Origin of the sequence: Egbenema bharatensis FJBBOT/2019, assembly GCF_048077055.1 — a bacterium.
Classification (GTDB): Bacteria; Cyanobacteriota; Cyanobacteriia; order Elainellales; family Elainellaceae; genus Egbenema; species Egbenema bharatensis.
Map to the genome: position 1 here is coordinate 327,249 of NZ_CP182236.1, position 17,727 is coordinate 344,975.

18 protein-coding genes, 1 tRNA gene and 1 other annotated feature are annotated in these 17,727 nt (G+C 51.0%); of the genes, 5 read left to right on the plus strand and 14 right to left on the minus strand.

Annotation, left to right across the window (positions count from 1 at the left end; all coding sequences use genetic code 11):
- Positions 1-172 precede the first annotated feature (172 nt).
- The 7 genes from urtD to ACM1PF_RS01495 form a co-directional block, all read right to left on the minus strand.
- Positions 173-976, minus strand: a complete 804-nt coding sequence (gene urtD, locus ACM1PF_RS01465; RefSeq protein ID WP_416671790.1) for an urea ABC transporter ATP-binding protein UrtD — start codon at positions 974-976, stop codon at positions 173-175.
- A complete protein-coding gene (gene urtC, locus ACM1PF_RS01470) occupies positions 951-2,123 on the minus strand; it encodes an urea ABC transporter permease subunit UrtC (protein ID WP_416671792.1) in 1,173 nt (390 codons plus the stop codon). Before urtC ends, urtD begins: the two co-directional genes overlap by 26 nt.
- Positions 2,124-2,178: 55 nt before the next feature.
- Positions 2,179-3,339: an urea ABC transporter permease subunit UrtB gene (gene urtB, locus ACM1PF_RS01475; RefSeq protein WP_416671793.1), complete on the minus strand. Its 1,161-nt coding sequence runs from the start codon at positions 3,337-3,339 to the stop codon at positions 2,179-2,181.
- Between the two features lie 97 nt (positions 3,340-3,436).
- Positions 3,437-4,786, minus strand: coding sequence for an urea ABC transporter substrate-binding protein (gene urtA / locus ACM1PF_RS01480; RefSeq protein WP_416671794.1), 1,350 nt, complete (start codon positions 4,784-4,786; stop codon positions 3,437-3,439).
- A 269-nt stretch (positions 4,787-5,055) separates the two neighbouring features.
- Positions 5,056-5,667 (minus strand): urease accessory protein UreG, encoded by a 612-nt coding sequence (ureG, locus tag ACM1PF_RS01485; RefSeq protein ID WP_416671797.1) that lies wholly within the window; start codon positions 5,665-5,667, stop codon positions 5,056-5,058.
- Positions 5,668-6,121: 454 nt separating this feature from the next.
- Positions 6,122-7,651, minus strand: a complete 1,530-nt coding sequence (locus tag ACM1PF_RS01490) for an aminotransferase class I/II-fold pyridoxal phosphate-dependent enzyme (protein ID WP_416671800.1) — start codon at positions 7,649-7,651, stop codon at positions 6,122-6,124.
- 120 nt (positions 7,652-7,771) lie between these two features.
- On the minus strand, positions 7,772-8,470 hold the full coding sequence (locus ACM1PF_RS01495) for a hypothetical protein (RefSeq protein WP_416671802.1): 699 nt from the start codon (positions 8,468-8,470) through the stop codon (positions 7,772-7,774).
- 62 nt (positions 8,471-8,532) lie between these two features.
- On the opposite strand from ACM1PF_RS01495, the gene puuE reads away from it, so the two are divergent.
- The 5 genes from puuE (at position 8,533) to ACM1PF_RS01520 (ending at position 13,805) form a co-directional block, all read left to right on the plus strand.
- Positions 8,533-9,453, plus strand: coding sequence for an allantoinase PuuE (puuE, locus tag ACM1PF_RS01500; RefSeq protein ID WP_416671804.1), 921 nt, complete (start codon positions 8,533-8,535; stop codon positions 9,451-9,453).
- 153 nt (positions 9,454-9,606) lie between these two features.
- On the plus strand, positions 9,607-10,224 hold the full coding sequence (locus ACM1PF_RS01505; RefSeq protein WP_416671806.1) for a cysteine hydrolase family protein: 618 nt from the start codon (positions 9,607-9,609) through the stop codon (positions 10,222-10,224).
- 76 nt (positions 10,225-10,300) lie between these two features.
- A complete protein-coding gene (locus tag ACM1PF_RS01510) occupies positions 10,301-11,386 on the plus strand; it encodes an ABC transporter substrate-binding protein (RefSeq protein ID WP_416671808.1) in 1,086 nt (361 codons plus the stop codon).
- A 501-nt stretch (positions 11,387-11,887) separates the two neighbouring features.
- The gene (locus ACM1PF_RS01515) at positions 11,888-12,943 is read left to right on the plus strand and encodes an ABC transporter substrate-binding protein (RefSeq protein WP_416671811.1); all 1,056 of its coding nucleotides are present in this window, start codon (positions 11,888-11,890) and stop codon (positions 12,941-12,943) included.
- Between the two features lie 244 nt (positions 12,944-13,187).
- Positions 13,188-13,805 carry a cysteine hydrolase family protein gene (locus ACM1PF_RS01520; RefSeq protein ID WP_416671813.1) on the plus strand — a complete coding sequence of 206 codons (618 nt, stop codon included), beginning with the start codon at positions 13,188-13,190 and terminating at the stop codon, positions 13,803-13,805.
- Positions 13,806-14,054: 249 nt separating this feature from the next.
- On the opposite strand, the gene rplL is transcribed toward ACM1PF_RS01520, so the two are convergent.
- The 7 genes from rplL to ACM1PF_RS01555 form a co-directional block, all read right to left on the minus strand.
- On the minus strand, positions 14,055-14,447 hold the full coding sequence (gene rplL / locus ACM1PF_RS01525; RefSeq protein WP_416671815.1) for a 50S ribosomal protein L7/L12: 393 nt from the start codon (positions 14,445-14,447) through the stop codon (positions 14,055-14,057).
- A gap of 90 nt (positions 14,448-14,537) precedes the next feature.
- Positions 14,538-15,077 carry a 50S ribosomal protein L10 gene (rplJ, locus tag ACM1PF_RS01530; RefSeq protein WP_416671816.1) on the minus strand — a complete coding sequence of 180 codons (540 nt, stop codon included), beginning with the start codon at positions 15,075-15,077 and terminating at the stop codon, positions 14,538-14,540.
- A gap of 66 nt (positions 15,078-15,143) precedes the next feature.
- Positions 15,144-15,301: a sequence feature (ribosomal protein L10 leader region), on the minus strand.
- 13 nt (positions 15,302-15,314) lie between these two features.
- Positions 15,315-16,031, minus strand: coding sequence for a 50S ribosomal protein L1 (gene rplA / locus ACM1PF_RS01535; RefSeq protein WP_416671818.1), 717 nt, complete (start codon positions 16,029-16,031; stop codon positions 15,315-15,317).
- Positions 16,032-16,179: 148 nt separating this feature from the next.
- The gene (rplK, locus tag ACM1PF_RS01540; RefSeq protein ID WP_416671819.1) at positions 16,180-16,605 is read right to left on the minus strand and encodes a 50S ribosomal protein L11; all 426 of its coding nucleotides are present in this window, start codon (positions 16,603-16,605) and stop codon (positions 16,180-16,182) included.
- A gap of 7 nt (positions 16,606-16,612) precedes the next feature.
- The gene (nusG, locus tag ACM1PF_RS01545; RefSeq protein WP_416671820.1) at positions 16,613-17,272 is read right to left on the minus strand and encodes a transcription termination/antitermination protein NusG; all 660 of its coding nucleotides are present in this window, start codon (positions 17,270-17,272) and stop codon (positions 16,613-16,615) included.
- Positions 17,273-17,470, minus strand: coding sequence for a preprotein translocase subunit SecE (secE, locus tag ACM1PF_RS01550; protein WP_416676533.1), 198 nt, complete (start codon positions 17,468-17,470; stop codon positions 17,273-17,275).
- A gap of 153 nt (positions 17,471-17,623) precedes the next feature.
- Positions 17,624-17,696 (minus strand) — tRNA-Trp (locus ACM1PF_RS01555).
- Positions 17,697-17,727: the final 31 nt, after the last annotated feature.

The window sequence follows — 17,727 nt, forward strand, 5'->3', positions numbered from 1 at the left end:
AGACTTCTGCCGCAAAGCACTGGAGCACAAAAGTTGCTTGGCAAGGTGTCTTAGACCCTTGTATGGTGGGTATCCTGTTCGCCCCACCAGCTACTTAACCTCTTGTGGGGTGGGCATCCTGCCCGCCCTTCAACCCAACAAAACGATCGCACAAATCATTGAATTCACAGTCCTAAGCGAATTCCGTTGCAACCGCATCTTGAATCGAAACGGGAGCCTCATGATCATCATGCTGCATTTCCTGACCCAGGTACACTTCAATCACACGCGGATCAGATTGCACTTCATCGATCGTGCCTTCAAACAGAACAGAACCCTGGTGCAGGACAGTGACTTGCCGCGCAATCTGGCGAACAAATTCCATGTCATGCTCAATCACGATTACAGAATGACTTTCTGCCAGGGAAAGCAGCAGTTCTCCCGTTTTCATCGTTTCCTCATCTGTGAGTCCAGCCACGGGTTCATCAACCAACAGCAGATCGGGGGACTGTGCCACCAGCATGCCAATTTCCAACCATTGCTTTTCCCCGTGGGAGAGCAGATTCGCTTTCATATCTGCCTTGTGTACCAGCCCGATCGTCTCTAACAATCCGGCCACCGTTCGGCGTTCAGCAGCAGGAGACTGACTCAACAACGTCGGGAAAACCCCCTTTTTGCGGTTGCAGGCTAGCTCCAAATTCTCGCGGGGAGACAGGTTCAGGTAAACGCGAGGAGTCTGAAACTTCCGTCCCACGCCCATTTGGGCAATCTGGTGTTCTGAAAACGATCGCAGATTGCGGCCCTTGAATAAAACTCGTCCTTCCGTCGGTTTAGTTTTGCCCGTGATGATATCCAGGAACGTCGTCTTACCGGCCCCGTTCGGGCCAATAATCACCCGCAGTTCCCCCGTATCCATACTGAAGTTGAGATTATTTAACGCCTTAAACCCATCAAAGCTGACGGTCAGGTGCTCAATCTCCAAGATTTTGTCGTTCATATTCAACCTCTGGGTCTTCTTCCAAGCTGGGATAGGTAATTGCGCGTTTCCGTTTGCCGGTGACTGCCCGGAATAAATTCATGCCTTCGGTTCGCAGCCAGCCCACAATGCCGTTGGGCAGTAGCAGTACCACAAACAGGAATAAGCCACCCTGGAAAAACAGCCAGATATCAGGGAACCGGGTACTGAGCAAACTTCTGGCAAAGTTAACAACGAGCGCGCCTAAAATTGCACCGATTAACGTCGCCCGTCCACCCACCGCTACCCAGATCACCATTTCGATCGAAAAGGCAATATTCATGGAGTTGGGCGATACAATCCCAGATTGCAGGGTAAACATGGCTCCGGCAATACCTGCCAGAGCCGCTGAAATGGCAAAAACCAGAACCTTAAATCCCGTTGGATTGTAGCCAGAGAAGCGAACCCGGCTTTCATCATCGCGGATGGCAACCAGCAACCGGCCAAAGCGTCCACTGGTGAGCCAGCGGCAAAGGGCATAGCTGAGGGCAAGAAAAATAATGGTAAAAACGTAAATCGTAAACTGGGTTTGGCGCGTATTCACCGTCGCTCCCAACAGGGTTCTGAAGTCCGTTAACCCGTTCGTGCCATTAAAAAGCTGTTGCTGACCATTGAAGAAGTTGAAAAAGATAATCGTCGTGGCCTGGGTCAGGATCGAGAAATAGACTCCACGAATCCGGTTGCGGAAAATTAAATAGCCCAGTCCTGCCCCCACTAAGGCGGGCAACAGGAAAACCGCTAAGGCGGAAAAGGTGAACGAGTGAAACGGTTCCCAAAACCAGGGCAGATCTGTCCCACCGTACAGCGACATAAAGTCAGGAATCCGGATGCTGGAGTTAGGCGGAAATTGCAGCTTCAAGTGCATTGCCAGGGCATAGCCCCCCAGGGTGAAGAACACCCCATGCCCCAAACTCAGCAGCCCCGTGAAGCCCCAGATCAGATCAATTCCCAGGGCGACGATCGCCAGTGCCAGAAACCGCCCCAACAAGTTTTGATAAAAGCCGGACAACATCAGGGGGGCAATAAAGATCAAGAACAGCATCACCACCACCACAATCCCTGCCTCAATCAGCAGCGGTCGGCGCGATGCCCAGTCAACCCCTCGTCTATCTGCTACATCAATGGTCATTCAATTCCCTCAGGCAAGGTTGAGCATTTGAAACCGATCAATCATGGAGATCACTTTATGTATCCACCGTTCGTCCTTTCTGTGGGAACAGCCCAGCCGGACGGAACTGCAAGAACACCACAATCAGGAAGAACACCAACACAGTTGCCATGCTAGTGGTGGCAAAGAAAGCAAAGAAGTCTACCAGGGGCTGAATCGGCGCAAAGAGGAAAACCAGGATTCCCGAACCAATGACAAAATGCACCACACCAATCACCAGTGCCCCCACGATCGTTCCGACCAGCTTGCCGACTCCACCGACCACAACCACCATGAACGTGTTGACAATGTAGTTTTGGCCTGTGTTTGGCCCAACCGCTCCCAGTAGGCTGACCGCACAACCGGCAATTCCTGCTAACCCTGAACCCAGGGCGAAGGTCAGGGCATCCACCTTCTGCGTCGGAATTCCCAAGCAGGCACTCATATTCCGGTTCTGCGTCACCGAGCGAATTCTCAATCCCCAGGGGGTTTGATTCAGGAAGAAGTAAATGCCCGCCACGCACAGAGCCGTCAGCAGCATGATAAATATCCGGGTGTAAGGCAACTGGTAGTTGCCCAAAGGCATGCCGCCCTGCAACCAGGTTGGAGCCGTAACCGCAACGTTTTGGGCACCAAACCAGGGCTGGGTAATGGTCAGCCCAAAGCGGTTCCCCAGGAGCACGTTAACGGTAATGGCGATCGCCGCAGACAGGGGCAACAACGCCAGAATGATCCATTTGCGAATATTGAGGAAATCCGATCGCCGTTCTAAGAGCCGCAATCCGCCAAAAAACAGCAAGCAGAATACAAGCAAGCCAATGATCATGCCCCAGCTGACGCTACGAACGAACTGTTGCAAAATCAGGCTGACCCCCCAGGTGGCCAGCAACGTTTCCAGCGGTCGTCCGTACAGGAAGCGAATCACTCCCTTTTCCAGAATCAACCCCACCAACGCTGCGACTAAAAACGCCATGATCAACGCCACAAAGATGTAGCTCTGGGCGAAGGGCTGCCCCATCGGACGCATCACGTTCTGCACAACGTAGGTGGTATAGGCTCCGAGCATCATCAACTCGCCATGGGCCATGTTGATCACGCCCATCAGTCCAAACACGATCGCCAGACCTAAAGCCGCCAGCAGCAAAATTGATCCAATGCTCAGACCGTTAAAGATCCCGTCTAAGATACTGGGTAACAAGGGTGGTGCTCTCCTCATGAATGGAGTAATTTTTAAACGCAGAAAAACTGTGGTTGAGAGACGATCTGCCCTCTTCCACAGCCTTGCGTCTCATTTCTTAAGCGTCCTGGAACCGACCTGGATCCGGTTTATCCGTCCTCGTCCAATCACAGGTATAACCCTGGGTTTCAGCCACGAACTGGTTCCAGGGCAGGGGATCGACGGGGCCATTGGTTTCGCTGATGATTTCAAACAGTCCATCATCGCGGATTTCACCAATCCGCACCGTCTTCGAGAGGTGGTGGTTGGTGTTCATCTGAACTGGGCCGCCCGGTGCATCAAATTCAATGCCGTACATGGCTTCCCGCACTGCATCCAGATCCGTTGCCGTTCCTTCGGTACCAGCTGCTTCAACCCCCTGTTTCCAGATGTTGACGGAAATATAAGCTGCTTCCATCGGGTCGTTCGTCACCCGGCTTTCACCGTACTTGGAACGGAACGCTGACACGAACTCTTCGTTTTCTGGGGACTCCACCGTCATGAAGTAGTTCCAGGAAGCGTAGTGTCCGGTCAGGAAGTCTTCCCCGATTGCCTTCACCTCTTCCTCAGCAATACTCACCGACATCACAGGATAGCGATCGGGGTTGAGTCCCGCACCGCGCAACTGCGTGAAGAAAGCAACGTTACTATCGCCGTTCATCGTGTTGAAGATGACTCCACCATCGGGCAGGGCAGCCCGAATCTTGGCAATAATCGGTGACACTTCAGTACTTCCCAGGGGCAGGTAGTCCTCACCCACCGTGGTGCCACCTTTGTCTGCCAGTTGCGCCTTGATAATGGTGTTGGCAGTGCGAGGGAAAACATAGTCAGAACCGACCAGGTAGAAGTCCGTGCCCTTGTTTTCCAACAGCCATTCGACAGCGGGTTCAATCTGCTGGTTAGGAGCCGCTCCAGTGTAGAAGATGTTTCTGGAACACTCTTGCCCTTCATACTGCACCGGGTAGAAGAGCATGTGGTTCTTCTCTTCAAACACGGGTAGCACCGCTTTGCGACTGGCAGAAGTCCAGCAGCCAAAAATTACCACGACCTGATCTTCATCGATCAACTTCCTGGCTTTTTCAGCGAACGTGGGCCAATCCGATGCGCCATCTTCCACAATGGGCTGAATCTGCTTACCCAAAAGACCACCATTGGCATTGATTTCATCGATCGCCAGCAGGGTTGAGTCCACCACACTCTGTTCACTGATGGCCATGGTGCCGCTGAGGGAATGCAGCACACCCACCCGAATCACATCACCACTCGGAGACGGAGCCGCAGCAACATCAGTACTCCCCGCGTCAGCCGCCGGAGAAGCATCTGAGGTGGTTGTGTCGGTTCCACCTGCACATGCCTTCAGCAGAATACTTGTCCCTAAGGTCGCGGAACCGTAGAGCAAAAATTTACGCCGACCAAATTGCCTTGTCATCTAATTCAATGCTCCTCTCTGGGGCAAAAACGACAGAGATACTCAAAACTATTCAGCGATAGTAGGATTGAGAATCGCAAGGAATTGTAGCGCAAACTACAAAAAGTGGCGTTTCTGAAGCTTTGTCAAGATTCTTAAGTAGGAACTTGGGGATTGCAGGGAAAAACTACCCGTCAAAGTCGCAGTAAAGAGCCGCTTTTTTACTGAGAATTAATAGCAGGAGAGCACTGAACCGCCCACCAAATGGCAACCTTGCTGTTTTTTTCTACTTATGCAATTTGCGGTTGCCCCATATGAAGCTTGATCAGTGCAATCACCCGATCAAGCCCCTGCCTTGCTTTAAGATTTGTAAACACAAAGGGCTTATCTCCCCGCATCTGCCTGGCATCTCGCTCCATTACGTCCAGATCGGCCCCCACCATCGGAGCTAAATCAATCTTATTAATGACCAGGAGGTCAGATCGGGTGATCCCCGGCCCACCTTTTCGCGGAATCTTGTCACCTGCGGCCACATCAATGACATAAATGGTCAAATCCACCAGTTCCGGGCTAAAGGTGGAAGCCAAATTATCCCCCCCGCTTTCCACAAAAATTAAATCCAGGTGATGAAACCTGCGCTCTAATTCCTCGATCGCCACCAGGTTAATTGAGGCATCCTCCCGAATCGCCGTATGGGGACAGCCCCCAGTTTCTACGCCAATGATGCGATCGCGCTCCAGGGCCTGACTCCGCACCAAAAACTGAGCATCTTCCTGAGTGTAAATATCATTCGTCACCACAGCAATGTTGCATGTTTCGCGGAGCGTTTTACAAAGGGCATCCACCAAGGCCGTTTTTCCAGAACCGACCGGGCCTGCAATTCCAACCCGTAGAGTATGCATAAGGTTCTCCTAGTGTTGTGAATAAGCCATTAACGGCATGATTTGTGAGCCAGTTTTGCAACTGCACATTGTTTCAAAACGTCAAATATCGAGAAAACAGCCATTTCACCCCGTTCTAAATTAGCCGAAGGAAAAACTGGATTATTTTTAGAAATCCTTCAAGATTTGTCATTCGATCGCCTGAAGAACTGTTTAGAAGCAAATCTCAACCAACCTTCAGGGTTCTAATTATGACAACGATTTCTCTCAACCAGGTTTCTCTTTTCGCTATTGGTCAAAGTATGGCCACTGTAGTTAGCCCTAACTGTGTTAGCCCTAACTGTGTTAACCCTGACGATGGACGAGGCAGCGGTCGTTAAATATCGGTAAATATTGATTGAAAAATCAAACTTCATAGTAAATCTTACTGGGGTGGGCACATCGCTCACCCCTGACTTTTTCAGCCCTTCTGATTTCAAGCTGACTGAACCACCTTGAGAGTCTGCAATTCCGGATCTGTGCCACCAGTCATCACCCCCCCTGCCGCCTGCACTTGCCGTAAATAATCGATCGCCGCCTGAGTGATCACCTCCCCTGGGATCAAGACTGGAATCCCTGGAGGATAGGGACAAATCCATTCCGCACTGATCCGGGCAAGGGCAGACTCGATCGCCACAGTTTGAGAAGGCGCGAAAAAAGCCTGACGGGGAGAGAGGGCAGGGGGAAGGGCAGCAGGCGGCAGGGCCATACCCCTGGGCAGCAGAGGGCAGGGGGCAGCAAGAGCCGCAGGGGAGGCATACTGCGCAGACAGGTGTTGGAAAGCGTGGATGAGGCGATCGATATCCTGGTGCGGATTAGCAGGGCTGAGGATGAAGGAGAGCTGGCGCAGGGTGGGCAGTTCCGCCGTGACTCCAAGGGTTTGGTGCAGCAATTCATCAGCCTCAAAGCCAGTCAGTCCAAGCCCGGTCACGTCCACGGTAAGGCGCGTTGGATCAAGGGTAAACCAGTCCCAGCGTGCAATAGCTTCAGCCGTCAGCATCGATACCCCTAGAATTTGCGGAAGTTGCGTTCTGGCATGGGCCGCCAGGTCTAGCGTTTTTGTCAGGAGGACTTTTCCCTGAGTCGCCATTTGCTGACGGGCAGCATCCAGGGAAGCCAGGAGCAGATAGTTTGGGCTGGTGGACTGCACCAGTTGCAGCGAACGAGTCAGCCGATCGCCATCGATTCGCGTGCCCTGAAGATGCAGCATGGCCGCCTGAGTCAGGGCTGATAGGGTTTTGTGAATCGACTGTACGGCTAAGTCTGCCCCTGCTTGTAATGCTGGTGTGGGTAAGTCGGGATGAAAGGGAAAGTGGGAACCGTGGGCTTCGTCTACCAGTAAGGGAATCCCGTATTGATGGACGATGGGAGCGATCGTTTGAATATCGGCACAAACGCCATGATAGGTCGGAGAAACCAACAGCACCGCTTTGGCTTCAGGATGCTGAGACAGAGCCGCCTCGATCGCCTGCGGTGTGACTCCGTAAGCCAGATCCCAGGCTGGATCGAACTCCGGCTCCACAAAAACGGGAATGGCTCCTGAGAGAATCAACCCGGAAATGGCAGATTGATGCACATTACGCGGCAGGATAAGCCGATCGCCCGGACTGCACACTGCCAGGATTGCAGCCTCAACACCACAGGTGGAACCATTCACCAAAAACCAGGACTGATCCGCTCCAAAGGCCTCAGCCGCCAGAATTTGCGCCTGTTGGATCACACTTTCCGGCGCGAACAAATTGTCCAGTTCTGGCAGTTCCGGCAGGTCAGCTTGAAACATTGCCTCGCCCAACCATTCCCTCAAGTCGGGGGAAATTCCCTGTCCCCTTTTATGTCCTGGGGTATGGAAACTTGCCTGCGATCGCCGCCCGGTTCTACCTGAAAACTGTTCCGCTAACGCCCGCAACTTTTCCACCAGGGGCATTGTTGCCTGGTAAGGGGGGAATGGAGGGCGATGGGCTGACATCAGGGGAGCCTGGGAGGAAGGAGGAACACAAATAGTTTATTTGCAGGCAAGACTTCGGCTTGAGTGCTCAGTCGAAACGCTGCCTGCGCTACGGGGTTTGCAGGGGTTTGAATTCACGCCCTAAAAATGGCCGCACTGTTCATCGGGCAACCGGATTGCATTCACCCCTGAACCACTCTGCCCAGTCCGCGAAAGCCAACCTACGGCTCCCAGGAAATTAATTTCCACCCAAATTCGACCATCTGGAGCAACTGACTCAGTTGGAGGATTCGTTGTCGCATAGGCAATCCCACCCGCCCCAATTTGACCCAACGAGGGAAATCCTAAGTTTGGCCCTGTGCGAATGTTGACGGCGGTTAAAACTCGATAACAAGCGCGGAGTGTAATCGGCGTGGGCGTGGGGGTTGGAGTCGGGGCCGGGGCCGGGGTTGGGGCCGGGGCCGGGGTTGGGGCTGGAGTCGGTACAGGCGTATCAGGGCATGGCACTGCGGTTAGCGTACTCACCCAACCGTAGGCTGGATAGCGAATTTCAGCAATTCCTGTGCCCACAATTCCTGTAAGGGTCATTTCCACGTTGGGAGCCAGGGTCAAGAGGCGGCGAGTCCGGGCGGCATCCGCAAATACATCTAGACTGCTGGAACTAATGCGACAGGCTCCGATCAAGTCTCCTTGTTCAGTCAAGCCCGTAGTAACCTGGGCAAGCTGCGGTGGAGCAGTCTGTCCCTTCACCAAACTTTGCTGTCCTGCCCAGGCTGTTGTAGCCAACACCACAGAAACTGTAAAAACCACCCGTTTAGGACGGATATTATCCAAACTCATGTAAAAAACACTCCTCAACCTCACTAGAATGCTTTGTGGAGAGTCTATCATGAACAGCAAATATGTCCGATCGCTACCCTAGAGATATGGTTGGGTATGGTCGCTATACCCCGGATCCCAAATGGCCCAATCAAGCCCGGATTGCCCTTCAGTTTGTCATTAATTATGAAGAAGGTGGAGAAAACTGCATCCTGCATGGTGATCAGGCAGCCGAAGCCTTTCTAACGGAAATCATTGGGGCTGAACCGTTACATGGTGTTCGGCACATGAATATTGAGTCGATGTATGAGTATGGCAGTCGGGCAGGCTTCTGGCGGTTACATCGATTGTTTACGTCCCGCCAAATTCCAGTCACGATCTACGGGGTGGCAATGGCTTTGGAACGAAACCCCGAAGCGGTTGCAGCGATGCAGGAAGCAACTTGGGAAATTGCCAGTCACGGCTATCGCTGGATTGATTATAAGTACTTCTCGATCGAAACTGAACGGGAGCATTTGCAAAAGGCGATCGAGATTCACACTAAAGTTACGGGAAGTCGTCCCCTGGGATGGTACACCGGCCGCAACAGTCCCCACACCCGACAGCTCGTCGTTGAAGCGGGTGGATTCCTCTACGATGCCGATAGCTACGGCGATGATTTGCCCTACTGGGTACAGGACTACGGCAAGCCCCATCTCGTGATTCCCTACACTTTAGACAACAACGATATGCGCTTCGCCACCAGTCAGGGGTTCAACTCCGGCGATCAGTTCTTCGCCTACCTGCGAGATGCCTTTGACACCCTCTATGCGGAGGGAGAAACCGCCCCCAAAATGATGAGCGTTGGACTTCACTGTCGTTTGGTGGGTAGACCCGGACGTACCGCAGCCCTGGGCAGATTCCTGGACTATGTGCAACAACACGATCGAGTCTGGTTCTGTCGGCGCGTGGATATTGCGCGGCATTGGCATGAACAGCATTATCCGGTGAGGAGTGAGGAGTGAGGAGCGAGGAGTGAGGAGTGAGGAGTGAACCGTAGCGCAGGCATCTTGCCTGCAAAAGACTTGCCGAAAGAGTAGCAAAAAATCAAAGACCCAGCCAGCAAACCACTGCACTGGCGTATTATCAAAAAGTTGTTTCTACCAATACTCCGGCTAATGGAACCGCTGATTCGATCGCTCCCTGACAAAATTTATCCTGATAATACGGCGTTACTGGTAATTGATATGGAACGCGATTTCGTAGATGCCGGGGCTGTGCAAGAAACTCCCGGAGGACGCGACCTCGTACCCGCGATCAATCGCTTGATTGCATGGGCAAGGCCCCTTTCGATTCCCGTCATCTTTACCCATGAAATGCATCGCCCGGATCAAAGCGATTATGGCATTGAGTTGGAGTTTGACCCGGTACACTGTCTGGAAGGAACACCCGGCTGCGAATTAACTGATGGGTTGGATGTACAACCTCACGATTACCGAATTTTGAACAAACGACGCTACGACTGCTTTTTAGGAACCGATCTGGATTTACTCCTGCGATCGCTGCGGATTGAAAATCTGGTTTGCTGCGGAGTCACGGCCCATGTCTGCGTGATGAGTACTGTGTTTACGGCTCGCAACCTGGACTATCGGGTCATCGTACCCCGTGATGCAATTGCTGGAGTCACCCCCGATCACTATGCGGCCGCCCTCCTCTGCATGAGTGATGTGTTTGCCTATATCTCAACGGTGGATCAAGTCTGTGCGATCGGTGTCACTGCTTCGTCCAAATTTTAACCAGCGTTAAATAGAATTGACACCCTCTTCGTATTAAGATAAGCTCTTTTCGCATCATTCCTGGGAAAGATTCCTTATGAAACCAGTGCATCGGTTTACACCTTTCGTTCAGCCTTGGACACGCCGTCAAGCACTTTACTTCTTAGCAGGAGCAGTCGGAACCGTTACGCTGAATGCCTGTACCCAAAATGCGAGAACCTCTTCGGGGGCTAATTCAACCTCAAACCCTTCAGGAGATGAAAATCCATCAAACCTGATTTCAGCGGCGATCGGAGTCAATCCCTGGATTGGACAGGCTCCTCTGCATATTGCCTACGAAAAGGGGTTTTTCCGTGAAGCAGGACTGGATCTAGATGTCAAAAACTTTGGCACAAACCTGGAAATGATTCCAGCCTTCTCAGCCGGGCAACTGCAAGGGATTTCTGCCATGCCCTCATCGGAAGCGATCTTAATGGCTGCCAATGGCACAGATTATCGCGTGATTGGGGTTATGGATCTTTCCGCTGGAGGCGATGCAATTCTGGCCCGAAACAGCATTGGTGATATTCAAGACTTTAAAGGTAAGCAAGTTGCGGTACAGGAAGGAGGCTTGGGACATTTCTTTGTACTGCAAGTTTTGAAGGAAGCGGGACTGAGTGCAGAAGACATTTCAATTCTTAATGCTGGGCCAGATGTAGCCGCAGCCGCTTATCAATCCGGCAGTGTTGATATCGCCTTTACCTACTCGCCCTATCTGGAGCAGGCGAATGCAGAACAACCCGATGGTCGCATCATCTATGACACCTCTAAAATGCCAACTGCCATTATTGACTTGAATTTAGTGAGTGCTGATTTTGCCCAGGCCCATCCAGAGGCAGTGCAGGCATTTTTAGACGGCATTTTTAAGGCACAGGAATTTCTAGAAACCAATCCGGATGAAGCCTATGCCATTGTTTCGAGGCCGTTAGGAATCCAGCCGGAAGAGGTAGGCGAACAACTTCAGGGAGTCAAACTGCCTGATTTGCAAGCTCATTTGGAGATGATGACCAATCCTCAAAGTGAATTCTATTTGTTAAACGCTCTCTCAGAAATGGCAGAGTTTCTCCAAGCTCAGGGACAAATTGATACGATTCCAGATTTGTCTAGACTCGTGGATGCTCAATTCCTCTCCAATTTGGCTTAATTTCTGATCATGCTTTAACCGAAATCAGTAGGGGCATTTGCTGAAATGTCCCTGCTTTTTTGCGTTTATTCAGCTCACAGCTACAGCGATCGGCACATTTTATGAATCAACACATGAGCTTGCAATCACTTTAAAGATTTGGCAAACTGCATCGATCTCAGTTTCATCATTGGTTAGATTACTACCAGGACTGCGTATTGCAACAATGACTCGGCTTCACTAAATGGAGTCATCTACCGCTACATCCTACCAGTCATCTACCTGGTCGTCCCTGCGCAAGGCGAATTTTCTCGCAGTCAAATGCCCGCTTTTTTCATGCGTGGGAATGCAGACTTAATCATCTGAAATTCTTGTGGGGTGGGCAGCGTTTCGACTGAGCTCACGCCGAAGTCTTGCCTGCCAGGGAGCGATTTGTCATGCAAATGCAATGGGATACACCCAGACCTGAGGGAGCGATCGCCGCAAAAGAAATTAATGCCCTTTGTAAGTGGAAAAAAGTTCATGGATCGATTTTCATTACATCAACACTCTCGCCGATGGACACGTCGTCAAGCCCTTTGGCTGATGGCTGGAGCCGCAGGTAGCATTGGTCTACACGCCTGTGCACGTTCAACCACCACCCCGTTAGGTTCAACGACAACCGCCTCAGATTTAACATCAGCGACTTTTGCAATCAACGCCTGGATCGGCCAAACACCGCTCCATATTGCTCAAAAAAGGGGATATTTCCAGCAAGGTGGACTGGATTTAACCACAAGGGCCTATGGTACAAATTTAGACAGTATTCCAGCTTTCCTCTCCGGCCGGATTGAAGGGTGTAGTGCCATGCCCTCATCAGAAGTGGTAACGATGGCAGCCCAAGGCGGAAAGTTTCAGATTATTGGCGTGATGGATTTTTCTTCTGGAGGCGATGCGATTCTGGCGCGCAACAGCATCGGTGAAATTCGAGATTTCAAAGGAAAAGCGGTCGCTGTTCAGCGAGGTGGACTGGGTCACTTCTTCTTGCTACAGGTGTTGCAAGATGTTGGGTTAACTGAGAATGACATCCGTATCCTGGACTCAGCACCCGACATTGCCGCCCAGGCTTATCAGGCTGGTAATGTTGAAATTGCCTTTACCTATTCGCCCTATTTAGAAAGAGCAAATACCTCTCAGCCCGATGGGCGGATCATCTATGACTCATCTCAGAAGCCCACAGCAATTATTGATTTGAATCTTGTGAGTACTGACTTTGCTCAGAGCCATCCTGAAGTCGTGCAAGCTTTTACCAAAGGAATTTTTGAAGCGCAAGCCTTTCTAAAAAGTGACCCAAGCCAGTCTTATGCAATTGCAGCTGAACCACTTGGTTTACAGCCTGATGAAGTCAAAGAACAACTTCAGGGCGTAGAATTTCCCGATCTTCAGACGCACTTAGAAATGATCCGTGACCCTCAAAGTGATCTCAATTTGCTTAAGGCTCTGACGGCAATGGCAGAGTTCTTGCAGGCTCAGGGTCAGATTACAGCGGTTCCAGACTTAGCCAGTTTGATCGATCGACAATTTTTTGAAAACCTTTGAAGTTGAACCTGAGTCAACTGAGTCTGAGCCTCGCCTGCTCTATCCAATCAAGAGCAGGGTGCATCCCAATTTTGCAGTTGCAAGACAACTATCTCACTGGCAGGCAAAAGGCCTACAAAATTTTACTGTGCAGGTCAAACAATATTCTGACATTTGCTGACATTTGCTGATGTTCCGCCCAGCCGACAATATATGGTATGAATATCTTCGCTTCGCATATTCGTACAGAGAGTAGAATCGCAAGATGGCATTAAGCTTGAATCCTCAAAAGACAGCACTTCTTTGTATTGACCTGCAAACTGGAATTTTTACCGGCGAAGGTTCCCTGGTTACAGTAGGTGCGCTAGAAATGCTGCCAAACGTCAGAAAAGTTCTGGAGTCCGCCCGTGCAGCTCGAATGCCAGTCATCCATTTTAAGGAAGTACACCGCAAGGAAATGGTTGATTTTGGACGGGAATTAGACGGGGCAGAGCCAATTCACTGTCTGGAAACCTGGGAAAGCACAGACTATTATTGGGAACTTGCTCCGATCGATGGTGAATTTACCATTTCTAAGCGACGCTATAGCTGCTTTTTTGGGACAGATTTAGAAATTCTGCTGCGGGGTTTGAAAGTCGATACTTTAGTATTAATGGGAACCATGACGAATGTTTGCGTTCACTATACTGCCGCAGATGCTCACCAACATGACTATCACTTCCATGTCATTGAGGACTGCTGTGCGGGTTCAGACTGGGAAGCCCATTGGGCCGCTCTTACGGCGATGGAATACCTGCAAACTCAGTCCCGCATTTCCCATCAAGATTTTATCCAGGCACTGCTAACGTTCTCTCATTCCGCTTTCCCATTAAAAAACACTTGAGATCCCTCTCAAGTGCCAGTGAATTTTGGGGCGATCGATACTCAATCATCACTGGGAGCATGTCACGTTTGCAAGTCTAACCCTCATCCCCTAACCCCTTCTCCCAAGCGGGGAGAAGGGGAACCGGATCGAAGTCCCTCGCCCTTTGGGAGAGGGATTTAGGGTGAGGGCGACAAAAGTGACATGCTCCCTCATCACTCGATCACAATGACCTTACCGATCGCCCTAAATTAGCCGATCAACTGACGCCTACTTGATGGAAACCTTACCACCAGCACCTTCGATCGCTTTCTTGGCTTCTTCTGCCACTTCCTTAGCCACCGCTTCCTTGATCGCCTTCGGAGTGGATTCCACCAGATCCTTCGCTTCCTTCAGACCCAGCCCGGTCAATTCACGAACTGCCTTCAGGACGGCAATCTTCTTGTCAGCCGGAACTTCATCCAGAATGACATCGAATTCGGTCTTCTCTTCTACTTCCTCAGCCGGAGCTGCTGCCGCACCCGGAGCCGCCATCATCATGCCGCCAACGGGAGCCGCTGCACTTACGCCAAAGGCTTCTTCAATTTGCTTAACCAGATCAGCTGCTTCCAGCAGGGTCAGGGACTTAAGCTGTTCTAAAATTTCATCAGTTTTTGCAGACATGGATCAACTCCTAAGTGTTGTAATCAGTAATCGTGAATCAAAGTGAATGAAACAGGGATGAGCCGCGAATGGACGAGCCAACGTTTGAGCCTAAGCCGCTTCGTCTTGCTTGTCTTTGTCCGCCACTGCTTGCAAAGCCCGCGCCAGCGAACCAGGAACTTCGTTGATGCCAACGGCGAGCTTGGTTGCCACACCGTTGATCGCTCCAGCAATCTGGGCCATGAGCTGCTCCTTAGAGGGCAGATCGGCGATCGCCTTCACATCCGCTTCCGTCAACAGACGGCCTTCCATTGCCCCACCACGAATTACGCTCTTCTTGGTGACTTTCTGGAATTCCTGATAGGCTTTTAGGGCCCCTCCCAAATCTTCTTTGAGGAACAGGAAAGCGGAGGACTCTTTGCACAGATCCGTCATCGCCTGCCAATTGGGATCATCTTGAATCGCAATTCGCATCAGCGTGTTTTTAGTGACCGTGCACTGGGCACCCGTCGGACGCAGACGATTCCGCAGGTTGGTCATTTCTGCAACCGACAACCCTTTATAGTCAATCACCACCGTTAACTGAGTATCCGTTAAGGACTCCTTCAGTTCGGCGACGATCTCCTTTTTGTTTTCCAGTGTTCTACCCACTTTTGTCTCACCTCCTTAAAAACGGGGTAAAGTCTGACAACCGGACGCTTCCAAGCGACCCATGCCGACCTCACCAAAAAACCCCGATGAGAAACCGGGGTTCAGCGTAGTTTGAGTCTGTCCTCGTTCGGATTGAACCAACGAGTTTTTTGCAAACTCAGACCTACCTCGGCAGGCAATTAAGCTCTCGCTCCTGCTGTCTCCGGCATGGTGTATTCAGTTGGAAGCTTTGCCCAATTACGCCACCTCAGTCAGTTTCAAATCGCGTAGGGAATTGATATCAACCTGAATCGATGGCCCCATTGTGGCAGAAACATAAATACTGCGCCAGTAGCGACCCTTTGCGCCTGAAGGACGGTTGCGATCGATCGTTTCCTGCAACGCCTTCAAGTTAGTTAAGAGATCCTCTTCACTAAAAGAAGCCTTGCCAAACATAACATGAACAATCCCCGTTCGATCCGCCCGAAACTCCAGTTTCCCAGCTTTAAACTCTGAGATCGCCTGTGCTACATCCGCAGTCACTGTGCCCCCTTTAGGCGAAGGCATTAAACCGCGCGGTCCCAATAAACGACCCAACTTGGCCACCTGTGGCATCACATCTGGCGTAGCGATCAGGACATCGAAATCGAGCATTCCGCCCTGGATTTCATTGATCAATTCTTCTGAACCAGCGATGTCTGCTCCGGCATTGGAGGCTTCTGTCACCTTTTCCCCACGAGCAATCACTGCGACACGCACCACCTGTCCCGTTCCCTTTGGCAGGGCAACAGTGGTTCTCAACTGCTGATCGGTGTACTTCGGATCGATCCCCAAACGAATATGCGCTTCAGCAGATTCGGGAAATTTTGCAGTTGCAGTTTCCTTCAATAGCTTCAGGGCTTCGATCGGCTCGTAGGGGTGATCTTCCACCTTCTTCTGAAGTTCTTCTAATCGACGCGATACTTTTCTAGCCATTTTCTTCTCCTGGGGTATTCACGAAGCTTTGCCTCTCCCCCACTAAGGTTTACTGACACAAATACCCACTCATTCAGTGCGATCGGATGAAGATACCAAACTGCGGCCAACTCATGCTCAAGTCAGCTTCAGCTCAGTCCACTCCAACCTAATCAACCACGGTCACACCCATGTTACGGGCGGTTCCCTCAACAATTTTCATCGCTGCGTCGATGTCATTGGCATTGAGGTCAGGCATTTTGGTTTGAGCAATCTCCTGGAGCTGTGCTCGAGTAATTTTGCCCACTTTCTTCTTATTCGGTTCGCCCGATCCCTTCTCAATCCCAGCCGCCTTACAAATCAGTACGGATGCTGGTGGAGTTTTGAGGACGAACGTGAAACTGCGGTCTTCAAACACCGAGATTTCTACTGGAATCACCAGCCCAACCTGATCGGCAGTTCTGGCGTTATATTCCTTGCAGAACATCATGATGTTGACCCCATGCTGACCCAGTGCCGGGCCAATGGGAGGGGCTGGGTTTGCCTTCCCAGCCTGAATCGCCAATTTAATAATTGCTACAACCTTCTTTGCCATTGCTGAACTAGCTCTGCTTCTGAACCTGATTAAATTCCAACTCAACTGGCGTATCTCTACCAAAGATAGAGAGTAATGCCTTTAACTTGCTCCGTTCAGGACTCACCTCAATGACTTCACCTTCAAAGTCTTTGAATGGCCCTGACAAAACCAAGATTTTATCTCCAGCCGCCATATCGATCTTGACGATCGCCCGTTGCTCTTGAGACTGCTTGAAGATGCGTTCGACTTCCGATGCTCCGAGTGGAACGGGTTTGACGTGACCTCTACCCCGTCCATATCGCCGCTTCTGCTCTGCTCCAACAAAGTTAATGACGTTTGGCGTGTTTTTAACCACCTGCCAGGTGTCATCATCCATCACCATCCGCACCAAAACGTAGCCCGGAAACACTTTCTCAGCAATTTCCTTGGGCTTGCCACTTTTTCGGGGTTTCAAAGCCGGAGTCTGAGGAATTTCAATCTGAAGGATGCGATCGGCAACATCCAAAGTCTCAATGCGCTGCTCCAGGTTAATCTTCACTCGGTTTTCGCAGCCAGAAGCAACCTGAACTGCATACCACCGAGCCGATTTTACTGAAGGGGAAGACTCATCCAAAAACTCCGATGAGATTTCTTCCTCCTCACGAAACGGCATCAAATTTTCGGACTCATCTGATGCGAAAGACATTTAAAATACCTGCGTAGCAGCCCAGCTGAAAAGATTATCAACTAAATAAATTAAAGAAGCCGACAAAATCACCATCAAGATCACCGCAAGGGACTCACTGATCAGCTGTTGGCGACTCGGCCAAACCACTTTACCTAGCTCCTCACGGGTTCCCTGAAGGAAATTTCCGACATTAAATGAAGAATCGCTACTCTCCACCTTTTGGGAGCTTTTCGACTCTTTACTTAAGCTTTTGGATTCCTTTTTAGATTGTGCTTCTGCTTCGTTTTTCTTTGCCACAGCCCTTATCGCCTCACGAGTAGGATCTTCCAATCTTTAGCCTAGACGGATATATAGCCAAGTGGGACACAGCGCGCCCTGGAGGACTCGAACCCCCGACATCAGGTTTTGGAGACCTGCGTTCTACCAACTGAACTAAGGACGCACGTACCGAAGCAGATCCGGTGATGCCTTTC

Excerpts from the sequence above, each read along its gene's own strand:
- urtD (WP_416671790.1), bottom strand. The coding sequence starts at position 976 with ATGAACGACAAAATCTTGGAGATTGAGCACCTGACCGTCAGCTTTGAT.
- urtC (WP_416671792.1), bottom strand. The coding sequence starts at position 2,123 with ATGACCATTGATGTAGCAGATAGACGAGGGGTTGACTGGGCATCGCGC.
- urtA (WP_416671794.1), bottom strand. The coding sequence starts at position 4,786 with ATGACAAGGCAATTTGGTCGGCGTAAATTTTTGCTCTACGGTTCCGCG.
- ureG (WP_416671797.1), bottom strand. The coding sequence starts at position 5,667 with ATGCATACTCTACGGGTTGGAATTGCAGGCCCGGTCGGTTCTGGAAAA.
- ACM1PF_RS01490 (WP_416671800.1), bottom strand. The coding sequence starts at position 7,651 with ATGTCAGCCCATCGCCCTCCATTCCCCCCTTACCAGGCAACAATGCCC.
- ACM1PF_RS01495 (WP_416671802.1), bottom strand. The coding sequence starts at position 8,470 with ATGAGTTTGGATAATATCCGTCCTAAACGGGTGGTTTTTACAGTTTCT.
- puuE (WP_416671804.1), top strand. The coding sequence starts at position 8,533 with ATGTCCGATCGCTACCCTAGAGATATGGTTGGGTATGGTCGCTATACC.
- ACM1PF_RS01505 (WP_416671806.1), top strand. The coding sequence starts at position 9,607 with ATGGAACCGCTGATTCGATCGCTCCCTGACAAAATTTATCCTGATAAT.
- ACM1PF_RS01510 (WP_416671808.1), top strand. The coding sequence starts at position 10,301 with ATGAAACCAGTGCATCGGTTTACACCTTTCGTTCAGCCTTGGACACGC.
- ACM1PF_RS01515 (WP_416671811.1), top strand. The coding sequence starts at position 11,888 with ATGGATCGATTTTCATTACATCAACACTCTCGCCGATGGACACGTCGT.
- ACM1PF_RS01520 (WP_416671813.1), top strand. The coding sequence starts at position 13,188 with ATGGCATTAAGCTTGAATCCTCAAAAGACAGCACTTCTTTGTATTGAC.
- rplL (WP_416671815.1), bottom strand. The coding sequence starts at position 14,447 with ATGTCTGCAAAAACTGATGAAATTTTAGAACAGCTTAAGTCCCTGACC.
- rplA (WP_416671818.1), bottom strand. The coding sequence starts at position 16,031 with ATGGCTAGAAAAGTATCGCGTCGATTAGAAGAACTTCAGAAGAAGGTG.
- rplK (WP_416671819.1), bottom strand. The coding sequence starts at position 16,605 with ATGGCAAAGAAGGTTGTAGCAATTATTAAATTGGCGATTCAGGCTGGG.
- nusG (WP_416671820.1), bottom strand. The coding sequence starts at position 17,272 with ATGTCTTTCGCATCAGATGAGTCCGAAAATTTGATGCCGTTTCGTGAG.